Annotated in this window: 11 protein-coding genes; 8 read left to right on the top strand and 3 right to left on the bottom strand. The window is 65.5% G+C overall.

What is annotated here, in order from left to right:
• Positions 1–61: 61 nt before the first annotated feature.
• The 7 genes from ACFDR9_RS14695 to ACFDR9_RS14665 all read left to right on the top strand — a co-directional run bounded on the left by ACFDR9_RS14695 (position 62) and on the right by ACFDR9_RS14665 (position 5,945).
• Positions 62–970 carry a LysR family transcriptional regulator gene (locus ACFDR9_RS14695; RefSeq protein WP_409031452.1) on the top strand — a complete coding sequence of 303 codons (909 nt, stop codon included), beginning with the start codon at positions 62–64 and terminating at the stop codon, positions 968–970.
• A 131-nt stretch (positions 971–1,101) separates the two neighbouring features.
• On the top strand, positions 1,102–1,632 hold the full coding sequence (locus ACFDR9_RS14690; protein ID WP_409031451.1) for a phasin family protein: 531 nt from the start codon (positions 1,102–1,104) through the stop codon (positions 1,630–1,632).
• 115 nt (positions 1,633–1,747) lie between these two features.
• On the top strand, positions 1,748–2,926 hold the full coding sequence (locus ACFDR9_RS14685) for an acetyl-CoA C-acetyltransferase (RefSeq protein WP_409031450.1): 1,179 nt from the start codon (positions 1,748–1,750) through the stop codon (positions 2,924–2,926).
• 71 nt (positions 2,927–2,997) lie between these two features.
• Complete coding sequence (gene phbB, locus ACFDR9_RS14680; protein WP_409031449.1) at positions 2,998–3,738, top strand: acetoacetyl-CoA reductase; 741 nt, start codon at positions 2,998–3,000, stop codon at positions 3,736–3,738.
• A gap of 159 nt (positions 3,739–3,897) precedes the next feature.
• Positions 3,898–4,854 carry a prolyl aminopeptidase gene (gene pip, locus ACFDR9_RS14675; protein ID WP_017878044.1) on the top strand — a complete coding sequence of 319 codons (957 nt, stop codon included), beginning with the start codon at positions 3,898–3,900 and terminating at the stop codon, positions 4,852–4,854.
• Positions 4,855–4,978: 124 nt separating this feature from the next.
• Positions 4,979–5,419, top strand: a complete 441-nt coding sequence (locus tag ACFDR9_RS14670) for a DUF2721 domain-containing protein (RefSeq protein ID WP_017878043.1) — start codon at positions 4,979–4,981, stop codon at positions 5,417–5,419.
• A 70-nt stretch (positions 5,420–5,489) separates the two neighbouring features.
• A complete protein-coding gene (locus tag ACFDR9_RS14665) occupies positions 5,490–5,945 on the top strand; it encodes a hypothetical protein (protein WP_409031448.1) in 456 nt (151 codons plus the stop codon).
• Between the two features lie 256 nt (positions 5,946–6,201).
• Here ACFDR9_RS14665 and ACFDR9_RS14660 read toward each other — a convergent pair whose 3' ends face one another.
• Positions 6,202–6,702, bottom strand: coding sequence for an SRPBCC family protein (locus ACFDR9_RS14660; RefSeq protein ID WP_409031447.1), 501 nt, complete (start codon positions 6,700–6,702; stop codon positions 6,202–6,204).
• 240 nt (positions 6,703–6,942) lie between these two features.
• On the opposite strand from ACFDR9_RS14660, the gene ACFDR9_RS14655 reads away from it, so the two are divergent.
• Positions 6,943–8,970, top strand: a complete 2,028-nt coding sequence (locus ACFDR9_RS14655; RefSeq protein WP_409031446.1) for an FAD-dependent oxidoreductase — start codon at positions 6,943–6,945, stop codon at positions 8,968–8,970.
• Between the two features lie 56 nt (positions 8,971–9,026).
• Here the strand turns inward: ACFDR9_RS14655 and ybaL are convergent, their stop codons facing one another.
• The gene (gene ybaL / locus ACFDR9_RS14650; protein ID WP_409031445.1) at positions 9,027–10,739 is read right to left on the bottom strand and encodes a YbaL family putative K(+) efflux transporter; all 1,713 of its coding nucleotides are present in this window, start codon (positions 10,737–10,739) and stop codon (positions 9,027–9,029) included.
• Positions 10,740–10,895: 156 nt separating this feature from the next.
• Positions 10,896–12,017, bottom strand: a complete 1,122-nt coding sequence (locus tag ACFDR9_RS14645) for a beta-ketoacyl-ACP synthase III (RefSeq protein WP_409031444.1) — start codon at positions 12,015–12,017, stop codon at positions 10,896–10,898.
• Between the last annotated feature and the right edge of the window lie 171 nt (positions 12,018–12,188).

Genomic DNA, 12,188 nt, shown 5'->3' with positions numbered 1-12,188 from the left:
AACATTTTGCCGTTTCGCATGAAAAAAATTCATACACCTACCTGAGATTGCCACCCCGCCCATGCTAGAACTGCGCCATTTGCGTACCCTGAGCGCGCTGCGCTCCGCCGGCAGCCTGGTGCGCGCCGCGCAATTGCTGAACCTGACCCAGTCGGCGCTGTCGCACCAGATCAAATTGCTGGAGGAGCGCTACGGCACCCCGCTGTTCGAGCGCAAGTCGATGCCGATCGGCTTCACCGCCACCGGCGGGCGCCTGTTGCAACTGGCCGACCTGCTGTTGCCCGAGATCGAGCAGGCCGAGCGCGACCTGGCCCGCCTGTCGCAGGGCGACCAGGGCACGCTGCGCGTGGCGCTCGAATGCCACACCTGCTTCGACTGGCTGATGCCGGTGATGGACGCGTTCCGCCAGCGCTGGCCGGAGGTCGAGATCGACCTGGTGTCGGGCTTCCACAGCGAGCCGGCCGAGCTGCTGCGCAGCGGCGCCGCCGACCTGGTGATCGGCTCGCACTACGGCCCCGACTTCGCCACCTTCCCGCTGTTCCGCTTTGAAATCCTGGTGGTGATGGCGCAAAAGCACCGCTTGCAGGCGCGCCGCCGGCTGGCGGCGCGCGACTTCGCCGGCGAAACCCTGATCACCTACCCGGTGCCGGAGCAGCGCATCGACCTGATCCGCGAAGTGCTGCGCCCGGCCGGCGTCGAGTTCGAGCGCCGCACCGCCGAACTCACCGTCGCCATCCTGCAACTGGTGGCGAGCCGGCGCGGCGTCGCCGCGTTGCCGAACTGGGCCATCAAGAACTACGTCGACTACGACTACGTGGTGGCGCGCCCGGTCGGCGAGCACGGCCTGTGGAGCGACCTGTTCGTCTCGGTCTCGGCGGCGTTCAGCGAGAAAGCCTATGTGCGCGATTTCGTCGGCGTGATCCGCGAGCAGTGCGCGCTGACCCTGGACGGCATTAAATTATTGTCGTGACAATTGGAGACTGTTTTAAGTGATCAAGTTGATATGCTTGATAAAAATCAAGTGGCTTACCGGACGGGGCGCTTACAGTGGAATGCTAGGCGGCGCAACACGGCAACGCTATTTACTTGATGAGGATTTCCATGTTTGCTCTTTCCGAACAACTGACACGCGCCGGCAAAGCCGTGCTGGACGCCCAATTGGCGAGCGCCAGCGCCTTCGCCGAGGCCGCGTTTGACAGCGGCGTGACAGTGGTCGATCTGAACGTGGACGCGGTGCGCACCGCGCTGGCCGCCACCACCGTGGCGGCCGGGCAATGGATGGCGGTGCGCAGCCCGCAGCAGTGGTTCAGCGCCGCCAGCGCCCAGTCGCGCCTGGCGCTGGACCGCGCCAGCGCGTATGGCCGCCAGGCCGGCGACATCGCCCAGGGCGCGCAAGCCAAGCTGGCCGCCGTGGCGCACAACGAAATTGCGGTTTCGAAACAAAAAGTAGGCGAACTTGTCGATGTCGTCAAGCAAACCCCGGACGCCGTCGCCACCCCGATAAATAGTTTTTTGAAAAGCGCTTTCGTTAACGTCCATGAAGCGTATGATAAAACCACGCACGCCGGGCACGCCCGGGCGGAAGCGGCGCCGGCCGACACGGCCGACGTGCGCCAGCGCGGCGCCAACTAAAGCGAAGGCGGGCGCCGCGCCGCGGTGGCGTAGTGACTTATGGTAGTGTAGTTGGTAGAGCTTTATGGCGAGTGTTTACTTAACCTGACCATCGGTCAGCAAATCGGAGAAGCAAATGGAAGATGTTGTTATCGTGGCCGCAGGCCGTACCGCAGTGGGTAAATTCGGCGGCAGTCTGGCCAAGATCCCGGCGTCCGAACTGGGCGCCCATGTGATCAAGGGCTTGATGGCCCAAACCGGCATCGACGCCAACCTGATCAGCGAAGCCATCCTGGGCCAGGTACTGACCGCCGGCGTCGGCCAAAACCCGGCGCGCCAGGCCGTCATCAAGGCCGGCCTGCCGTCCGGCATTCCCGCCTTCACCATCAACAAGGTGTGCGGCAGCGGCTTGAAAGCCACCCACCTGGCGACCCAGGCGATCAAGTGCGGCGACGCCAACATCATCATCGCCGGCGGCCAGGAAAACATGAGCGCCTCGCCGCACGTGATGAACGGTTCGCGCGACGGTTTCCGCATGGGCGACTTCAAGATGGTCGACACCATGATCGTCGACGGCCTGTGGGACGTCTACAACCAATACCACATGGGCATCACCGCCGAGAACGTCGCGAAGAAATACGACATCTCGCGCGCCGCCCAGGACGAGTTCGCGCTGCAGTCGCAGCTGAAGGCGGAAGCGGCGCAAAAAGCCGGCAAGTTCAAGGATGAAATCCTGCCGCTCGACATCGTCGGCAAAAAAGGCACCGTGGTGTTCGACAACGACGAATACGTCAAGGCCGGTTCGACGCTGGAATCGCTGGCCGGCCTGCGCCCGGCCTTCTCGAAGGACGGCAGCGTCACCGCCGGCAACGCCTCCGGCCTGAACGACGGCGCCGCCGCCGTCGTCATGATGTCGGCGTCGGAAGCGAAAAAGCTCGGCTTGAAGCCGCTCGCCCGCATCAAGGCCTACGCCTCGTCGGGCCTGGACCCGGCGCTGATGGGCATGGGACCGGTGTCGGCCAGCCGTCTATGCCTGAAAAAAGCCGGCTGGACGCCGCAAGACCTGGACTTGATGGAAATTAACGAGGCGTTCGCGGCCCAGGCCCTGGCGGTGAACAAGGAAATGGAGTGGGACACCAGCAAGATCAACGTCAACGGCGGCGCCATCGCCATCGGCCATCCGATCGGCGCGTCCGGCGCGCGCATCCTGGTGACGCTGATCCATGAAATGATACGGCGCGACGCCAAGAAGGGCCTGGCGGCCCTGTGCATCGGCGGCGGTATGGGCGTGGCGCTGGCGATCGAGCGCGATTAATCGGTCGGCGCCAGCGGCGTAATGCAGTCTGAGATGCTTTTTGTGGCAAGACGAAAACTTAGGGGATAAACATGGCAAGAGTTGCATTAGTAACCGGCGGTATGGGTGGTTTGGGCGAAGCGGTGTGTTTCAAGCTGGCGGCGCTGGGCTATCGTGTGGTCACCACTTATTCACCGGGCAATCCGAAGGTGACGGAGTGGCTGGCCACGACCCGCGATATGGGTTACGACTTCAAAGCGTACCCTTGCGACGTGGCCGACTACGATTCCGCCCAGGCTTGCGTGGCGGCGGTGGAAAAGGATATCGGCCCGGTCGACGTGCTGGTCAACAACGCCGGTATCACGCGCGACATGACGTTCAAGAAGATGGACAAGCCAAACTGGGACGCCGTCATGGCCACCAATCTGGACTCCGTGTTCAACATGACCAAACCGGTCTGCGACGGCATGGTTGAGCGCGGCTGGGGCCGCATCATCAACATTTCCTCCGTCAACGGCCAGAAGGGCGCCTTCGGCCAGACCAACTATTCGGCCGCCAAGGCCGGCATGCACGGTTTCACCAAGGCGCTGGCGCTGGAAGTGGCGCGCAAGAACGTCACCGTCAATACCATATCGCCGGGCTACATCGGCACCAAGATGGTGATGGCGATTCCGCAGGAAGTGCTCGACACCAAAATCATCCCGCAAATCCCGATGGCGCGCCTGGGCAAGCCCGAGGAAGTGGCCGGCCTGGTGGCCTATCTGGCATCGGACGAAGCCGCTTTCGTTACCGGCGCCAACATCTCGATCAACGGCGGCCAGCACATGTCGTAGGGGTGTAACCGCGTTGTTACCGCGTTGTTACCGCGCTGTGACGGCGCACTGAGCGATCGACAGCACCGCCTTCGGGCGGTTTTTTTTTGGCGCGCGGCTTTTTCCGCCCGCCGCGGCATATTTCGCTACAATCGAACTCCACACCCAACAAGGACTGCCATGCCCGACGCGCTGTCACCGCTGTTTCCGCCCACGCTGCCGAACCAACACGGCATGCTGGCGGTCGACGACCTGCACACGATTTACTGGGAAGAGTGCGGCAATCCCGACGGCGTGCCGGTGTTGTTCCTGCATGGCGGCCCGGGCGCCGGCCTGTCGCCGCAGCACCGGCGTTTTTTCGATCCGCGCTATTACCGGGTGATCCTGTTCGACCAGCGCGGCGCCGGCAAGTCGACGCCGCTGGGCGAGTGCCGCAACAACACCACCCAGTTGCTGGTCGAGGACATCGAAGTGCTGCGCGCCAAGTTCGGCATCGCCAAGTGGCTGGTGTTCGGCGGCTCGTGGGGCTCGACGCTGGCGTTGGCGTACGGCCAGGCGCACCCGCAGGCCTGCCTCGGCTTCGTGTTGCGCGGCATTTTCCTGTGCACCCGCGCCGAAATCGACTGGTTCCTGCACGACATGCGCTGGTTCTACCCCGAGCTGTACGAGGAATTCATCGCGCCGATCCCGCCGGACGAGCGCGGCGACCTGCTGGGCGCCTACACCCGGCGCTGCCTGAGCGACGACCCGGCCGTGCATTTGCCGGCGGTGCGCGCCTGGAGCCGCTTCGAGGGACGCCGCTCCTACCTGCTGCCGCAGCCCGAGGAGGCGTCCAACGACGCCTTCGACCTGGGCCTGGGCCGGCTCGAGGCGCATTACATGAGCAACCTCGGCTTTTTCACCGACGACCAGCTGATCCGCGACGTCGGCCGCATCGCCCACCTGCCGGCGCTCATCGTGCAGGGGCGCTACGACGTCATCTGCCCGCCGCTGTCGGCGCACCGCCTGCACCAGGCCTGGCCCGGCGCGCACCTGAAAATGATCGCCGACGCCGGCCACGGCGCGCTGGAAAGCGGCATCGCGGCGGCGCTGGTGGCGGCCACCGAGCAGTTCAAACGCAAGGGCCGCTTCGACTAAGCGGGCGCGCAGCCGGCACGCCGCCCACTGCAAGGACAGCGGCGGCCAGGGTATTTCAGCGCCGCGGCCTGCCGGGCTGCTACACTACAGCCTACGCGGCACAGCATCGACGATAAAGTTTTCTATGAATATTCACGTTGGCGACATCGGCCACATCATCCAACTGGCGATCGCGCCGGTGTTTTTGCTCACCGGCGTGTGCACCAACTTAATGGTGCTGACCAACCGGTTGGCGCGCATCATCGACCGTTCGCGCGTGTTGGAGGACCGGCTCGACATCGGCTATAACGAAACCTATATGGCCGAGCTGGACACGCTGTACCAGCGCAGCCACCTGATTAACTACTCGATCACCCTCAGCACCGCCTGCGGCCTGCTGATTTGCCTGGTGATTGCGATGCTGTTCGCCGGCGACACCCTGAACGTCGTGCTCGACAAATACATCGCGGCGTTTTTCGTCGCGGCGATGCTGACCCTGATCGGCAGCTTCGTGTATTTGCTCAGCGAAATTTTCATCGCCTCGAAAGCCATGCGCACCCGGCGCCACGTTCGCATCCACAGCTAGTGCCGCCGCGGCGCGGCGCCACCGGGACCGTAACGTATTCCGCCACCATTTTGATTATATTGAGTTAAGCATGCACGATTACAAACGCCCCCCGACCCTGCACCGCTACGGCCAGCGCAGCGACCTCGAACTGGCGCTCACCCTGGGGCAGTTCCGCCTGACCCCGGCCGCCAACTGCCTGACCTTGAGTTTTTCCCAGGCCTGGGACAAGAAATTGTTCGACCTGTTCGCGCCGGCCGACTGCTGCCTGATCATCCACAACACCGAGGAGTTCGGCGAGCGCCTGCACCGCGCCGTGCAGCGCGCGCTGCCCAGCTGGGCCGGCATCGACGGCGCCGTCGAATACGGCGTGCGCGCCGCGCTGGGCGCGGCCTTCAGCAAATCGGGCCTGGAGGCCGCCGAGCAGGAATGGCTGTTCGCCTGGCGTTCGATGCAGACCCAGGCCAGCCTGAACCCGGTGCTCGTCAAGATCGGCAACCTGGAAAACTTCGCCGAACTGCGCGACCGCGACACCTATCTGGCCTGAGCGCCCCTGGCGCGCCGGCGGCGCTGGAAACCAAGCGGCGGCAAAGAGCCGGGGTCAAACCCCGATGCGGCGCCGTGAAGGCTTTTCCTAGGTCGGGTTAGCCGGAACGGCGTAACCCGACTGGCGTCGGCGGCGGCCCGGCGTCGGATTACGCTGTCGCTCATCCGACCTATGCAAGCTTAACTGAGCGGCATCGGGGCCAGGCCCTGCGGTTAGGCCCCTGGTTGGAACGATTTCAACGCCGCAGCCCGCGGCGTCACTGCTCGCGCCGGCTGTCGAGCCGCGCCAGCACCGCGCCGAGCATGCGCTCGATGTCGCCGCGGATGATCTGCGTGCCGAGCATCCCCGGCACGTAGAAGTTCGGGCTCATTTTGCCGCTGTAGAGCACCCGCGTGCCGCCCGTTTCGTGCAGCGGCACCAGTTCCCAGCGCGATTCGTAGTGTTTCATGTCGCCCGAGATCAGCGAGATGTCGATCGACGACATCGGATTTTCGGTGGCGCGCACGATCAGGTGGATCGATTTCGCCATGAACAGGAAGCGCGCCGTGCCGAACTGCTCGACGACCACCTCGTTGCCGTTGCGCGACAGGACCCGGCACGAGGCCAGGTCCGGCACGAACTCGTTCATGCGGTCGTAGGTCGTGAGCACCCGCCACACCGTGGCCGGCGGCGCCTGTACCGTGCCGCTGGCCTCCACCTCGTACATATGCAAGGCGTCCAGATCCACGCGCCGCACCGACACGTCCAATTTTGGCATCTCCAGTTTGGGCGCCTGCGCCGGCGCCGCTCCGGCGCAAAGCAGCAGCAGGCAAAGGATAAGAGGCTGGATTCGTTGCTTCATTCGCCCAGCGTAAGGGAAAGGGTGGCAGAATACAAGGCTTGTGCCCTCTGCTTACAAAATAGGCAGCGCCGGAGTTTAGAACCCCGGGTCTAGAGAATTAGGTTTTAATGCCGTTAGCCGCAGCCGCGCGCTTCCGTCACCACACCAAAAATTATAATGACCACCTATCCGCACCTGCTCGCCCCCCTCGACCTCGGTTTCACCACGCTGCGCAACCGCGTCATCATGGGCTCGATGCACACCGGCCTGGAGGACCGCTTCTACAATTACGGCAAACTGGCGGCCTTCTACCGCGAACGCGCCCGCGGCGGCGTCGGCCTGATCGTCACCGGCGGCATTTCGCCGAACCGCTCCGGCTGGCTGCTGCCCTTCGGCGGCACCGTCAACTGGCTCGGCGACGTGCTCAACCACCGCCAGGTCACCAGCGCCGTGCACCAGGAGGGCGGCAAGATCCTGATGCAAATCCTGCACGCCGGCCGCTACGGCTACCAGCCCTTCGTGGTCTCGGCGTCGGCCAAGAAGTCGCCGATTTCGCCGTTCAAACCGCGCGCGCTCAGCGAAGCCGGCATCGAGGGCACCATCCGCGACTACGCGCGCTGCGCCAAGCTGGCCAAGCGCGCCGGCTACGACGGCATCGAGGTGATGGGCAGTGAAGGCTATCTGCTGAACCAGTTCCTGTGCGCCCGCACCAACCTGCGCACCGACCGCTGGGGCGGCAGCATCGAGAACCGCATGCGCCTGCCGGTGGAGATCGTCAAGCGCATCCGCGCCGCCGTCGGCCCCGACTTCATCATCATGTACCGCCACTCGCTGCTCGACCTGGTCGACGGCGGCAACACCTGGGACGACGTGGTGGCGGTGGCCAAGGCGCTGCAGCAGGCCGGCGTGACCATTCTCAACACCGGCTTCGGCTGGCACGAAGCGCGCGTGCCGACCATCGTCACCTCGGTGCCGCGCGGCGCCTTCGCCAGCGTGGCCGGCCGGCTGCGGCGCGAAGTGACGATTCCGGTGGTGGCCTCGAACCGCATCAACATGCCCTTCGAAGCCGACGACATCCTGGCCCGCGGCGACGCCGACCTGGTGTCGATGGCGCGGCCGTTCCTGGCCGATCCGCACTTCGTCGCCAAGGCCGCCGGCGGCCGCGCCGACGAGATCAACACCTGCATCGGCTGCAACCAGGCCTGCCTGGACCACACCTTCGCCAACCAGCGCGCCACCTGCCTGGTCAACCCGCGCGCCTGCAAAGAGACCGAACTGGTGTTCAGCAAGAAGGCCAGGGCGCGCAAGGTCGCCGTGGTCGGCGCCGGCCCGGCCGGCCTGTCGGCGGCGACCGCCGCGGCCGAATGCGGCCACGCCGTCACGCTGTACGACTCCAGCGACAGCGTCGGCGGCCAGTTCAAGATCGCCATGCAGATTCCCGGCAAGGAGGAGTTCGGCGAAACCATCCGCTACTTCCGCCGCCAGCTCGACCTGCTGGGCGTGACGCTCAAGCTGGGCCAACGCGTCACGCGCGACGAATTGCTGGCCGGCGGCTACGACGACGTCATCGTCGCCACCGGCATCAAGGTGCGCAAGCCGCCGATTCCCGGCATCGACCATCCCAAGGTGCTGTCCTACCTGGACGTGTTGCTGCACAAGGTCGCGGTCGGCAAACGCGTCGCCATCATCGGCGCGGGCGGCATCGGCTTCGACGTCGGCGAATACCTGTTGCACAACCCGGGCCACGCGCTGCCGGTGGCGCTCGCCGACTGGACCGCGGAATGGGGCGTCGACCTGAACGCCAGCAGCGGCGGCGGCCTGGTGGCGCAGCAGCCGTTCGAGCCGCAGCGGCAGATTTTCCTGCTGCAGCGCAAAACCACGAAGGTCGGCGCCGGGCTGGGCAAGACCTCCGGCTGGGTCCACCGCGCCACCCTGAGCCGCAACGGCGTGCTGATGATGAGCGGGGTCCAGTACGACAGGATCGACGACCACGGCTTGCACATCACCGTCGGCGGCGAACAGCGCCTGCTGTCGGTCGACCATGTCGTCGTCTGCGCCGGCCAGGACAGCCTGACGGAGCTGATGCCGGCCGAGCCGCCGGCCGGCGGCCCGCGCTTCCACAAAATCGGCGGCGCCGCGCTGGCGGCCGAGCTGGACGCCAAGCGCGCCATCCGCGAGGGCGCCGAGCTGGCCGCCAGTCTGTAAGGCCGGCGGCGGATTTGTAAACCAGAGGCGTCACCCGGCGCGCGGCCGGTTCAGGCTCAATGCGCGTTGCCGTCCTTCTTGTTCGCCTCGAACACGTCGAGCACGTGCTGCGCCATGCCGTTGGCCAGTTCCTGCTCGCCGATGAAGACCTTGCCGGCGCGCTCGCTGCGCAGCAGCTCGGCCTCTTCCTCGTTGTCGGTCCGTACCACGCTCTGGATCCGCGGATTGAGCGCGCGCGCCGTCTCGATCATCGCGCGCACGTGGAAGCTGTCCGGCGTGGCGATCACCAGCATCGTCGCGTGCGTGATGTGGGCCTGGATCAGCACCGACGGCTCGCCGGCGTTGCCGGCCACCGCCGGTATGCCCTGCTTGCGCAACTGGTCGACGATGTCGCGGTTTTGCTCGGCCACCACGAAGTGGATGCCGCGCGCCGTCAGCGTTTCGGCGATGCGCCGGCCGACCCGGCCGTAACCGACCAGCACCACCTGGCCCGACAGCTTGCTCTGGTCGACCGATATCGGCAGCTCGGCCAGCGGGTCGGCCGGGCGCTCGAACTTGCGCGCCATGTCGCCGCCGCCGATCCAGCGCAGCAGCGGCCGGGTGGCGGTAAACAGCAGCGGGTTGAGGGCGATCGACAGGATCGCGCCGGCCAGGATCAGGCTCTGGCCCTCGTGCGGCATCAGGCCCAGGGAAATGCCCAGCGCCGCCAGAATGAAGGAAAACTCGCCGATTTGCGCCAGGCTGGCCGAGACGACCAGCGCGGTCTTGAGGGGGTAGCGCAGCGCCACCACCAGCAGGAAGGCGGCGATGGATTTGCCGAAGATGATAATGGCGCACACCAGCAGCACGCGCAGCGGCTGCTCGACCAGGATGGACGGCTCGAACAGCATGCCGACCGAGACGAAGAACAGCACCGCGAAGGCGTCGCGCAGCGGCAGCGATTCCTGCGCGGCGCGGTGGCTCAACTCCGATTCGCGCAGCACCATGCCGGCGAAGAAGGCGCCCAGCGCGAAGGACACGCCGAACAACTCGGTCGAGGCGTAGGCGATGCCGACGGCGGCGGCCACCACGCACAGCGTGAACAGCTCGCGCGAGCCGGTGCGCGCGACCTGCCACAACATCCACGGGAACAGGCGGCGCCCGACCACCAGCATGAAGACGACGAAGCCGGCCACCTGGCCGAAGGTGACGGCCAGCGTCTGCCACAGGCTGACGCCGGGGTTGGCCGGATCGACGCTGCCGCCCAGCGCGCCGGCCAGCGGCGGCAGCAGCACCAGCACCAGCACCGTGACCAGGTCCTCGACCACCAGCCAGCCGACCGCGATGCGGCCGTTGAGAGAATCGAGGATGCCGCGCTCCTCCAGCGCCCGCAGCAGCACCACCGTGCTGGCGACCGACAGCGCCAGGCCGAATACCAGCCCGCCGCCTATGCTCCAGCCCCAGAAATGGGCCATGCCCATGCCCATCGCGGTGGCCACGCCGATCTGCAGGATGGCGCCGGGCAGGGCGATGCGGCGCACGTCCCACAGGTCGTCGAGCGAGAAGTGCAGGCCGACGCCGAACATCATTAGCATCACGCCGATCTCCGCCAGTTGCCCGGCCAGCGCGGCGTCGGCGACGAAGCCCGGCGTGGCCGGCCCGATGACGATGCCGGCGGCCAGATAACCTACCAGCGCCGGCAATTTCATGCGCGTGGCGATGAAGCCGAAAACGAGGCCAAACCCGAGGGCGGCGGCGATGGTGGTGATCAGGCTGATGTTGTGGGGCATGCGTGGGCGGATCCTTATATGGCGATGGATGGGCGAACGGGAAGGCTGGCGAATGCCTAGCCGGCTTAGTATAAACCGCACCGCCCGGGAGCCCGGAGGCGCCGGCGACGTCGAACATCAAGCCAAGGCCGGACCCCGCCGGCGCCGCTTGCAGCCTTACAGCTTGCGCACCACCACGCAGCCGATCGAATAGCCGGCGCCGAAGGAGCAGATCACGCCCAGCGCGCCGGCGGCCAGGTCGTCCTGGTGCTTGTGGAAGGCGATGATGGAGCCGGCCGACGAGGTGTTGGCGTAGCTGTCGAGGATCACAGGCGCCTCCAGCGGCTCGGCGTCGCGGCCCAGCACCATGCGCGAAATCAGCAGGTTCATGTTCAGATTGGCCTGGTGCAACCAGTAGCGGCTCACCTGCGGCACTTCCAGGCCGGCCTTGGCGATGGTCGCCTTGATCATCTCGGCGGCCATCGGGCAGACGTCCTTGAAGACCTTGCGGCCCTGCTGGCGGAACAGCTTGTCGGCCTTGCCGCTGCCGGACTCGTCGAAGCGGTTCAGGAAGCCGAAGTTGTTGCGGATGTTGTTCGAGAAACTGGTTTTTAGCGCCGTCTCGACGATTTCAAATTGGTGGTGCGAGCTCGCCGCGTCCTTGGCCTCGACGATAATCGCGGTGCAGGCGTCGCCGAAAATGAAGTGGCTGTCGCGGTCGCGCCAGTTCAGGTGGCCGCTGGTGATTTCCGGGTTCAGCACCAGCACCGCGCGGGCCTGGCCGCTTTTCACGGCCGCCACCGCGGTCTGGATGCCGAAGGTGGCCGACGAGCAGGCCACGTTCATGTCGAAGCCGTAGCCGTCGATGCCCAGCGCCTGCTGTACCTCGACCGCCAGCGCCGGGTAGGCGCGCTGCATATTGCTGCAGGCCACCAGCACCATGTCGATGTCGGCGGCGCTGCGGCCGGCGCGGTCGAGCGCGTGGCGGGCGGCGGCCACGGCCATTTCGGCCTGCAGCGACAACTCGTCGTCGCCGCGTTCGGCGATGCGCGAGACCATGCGCGCCGGGTCGAGGATGCCTTCCTTCTCCATCACGTAGCGGGCCTTGATGCCGGAGGCCTTTTCGATGAAGCCCACGCTCGACCCTTCGATCCCGGTAAGCTCGCCGGCGGCGATGGCGGCGGCGTTGTCGGCGTTGAATTGCGCCGCGTAGGTGTTGAAGCAGGTGACCAGCTCTTCATTGGAGATCGAAAATGGCGGCGTGTACAGTCCGGTGCCGCTGATGACGACTTGTTTCATGGATAAGCTTTCAAATTAGGTGGTAATGCACTGCCGATAAGTGAGACAAATTCTACACAAACCTGTTCGATCATAGAAATATTGTGACTATTCAGCCTGAGCGTACAGCGTAGAAAGTTGTTGTAAACGAATCGTGGATAACGCATCATGCGTGCATGCCACCAAAACCGC

The sequence above is a fragment of the Janthinobacterium sp. CG_23.3 genome (assembly GCF_046115965.1).
GTDB lineage: Bacteria > Pseudomonadota > Gammaproteobacteria > Burkholderiales > Burkholderiaceae_D > Janthinobacterium.
The sequence above is the reverse complement of the archived record's forward strand: the minus strand, read 5'-3'. Positions and strand labels throughout refer to the sequence as shown.

Coding starts and splice junctions, on each gene's coding strand:
- ACFDR9_RS14670 (WP_017878043.1), top strand. CDS start 4,979: ATGAATATTCACGTTGGCGACATCGGCCACATCATCCAACTGGCGATC.
- phbB (WP_409031449.1), top strand. CDS start 2,998: ATGGCAAGAGTTGCATTAGTAACCGGCGGTATGGGTGGTTTGGGCGAA.
- ACFDR9_RS14660 (WP_409031447.1), bottom strand. CDS start 6,702: ATGCCAAAATTGGACGTGTCGGTGCGGCGCGTGGATCTGGACGCCTTG.
- ACFDR9_RS14655 (WP_409031446.1), top strand. CDS start 6,943: ATGACCACCTATCCGCACCTGCTCGCCCCCCTCGACCTCGGTTTCACC.
- ACFDR9_RS14665 (WP_409031448.1), top strand. CDS start 5,490: ATGCACGATTACAAACGCCCCCCGACCCTGCACCGCTACGGCCAGCGC.
- ACFDR9_RS14690 (WP_409031451.1), top strand. CDS start 1,102: ATGTTTGCTCTTTCCGAACAACTGACACGCGCCGGCAAAGCCGTGCTG.
- ybaL (WP_409031445.1), bottom strand. CDS start 10,739: ATGCCCCACAACATCAGCCTGATCACCACCATCGCCGCCGCCCTCGGG.
- ACFDR9_RS14645 (WP_409031444.1), bottom strand. CDS start 12,017: ATGAAACAAGTCGTCATCAGCGGCACCGGACTGTACACGCCGCCATTT.
- ACFDR9_RS14695 (WP_409031452.1), top strand. CDS start 62: ATGCTAGAACTGCGCCATTTGCGTACCCTGAGCGCGCTGCGCTCCGCC.
- ACFDR9_RS14685 (WP_409031450.1), top strand. CDS start 1,748: ATGGAAGATGTTGTTATCGTGGCCGCAGGCCGTACCGCAGTGGGTAAA.
- pip (WP_017878044.1), top strand. CDS start 3,898: ATGCCCGACGCGCTGTCACCGCTGTTTCCGCCCACGCTGCCGAACCAA.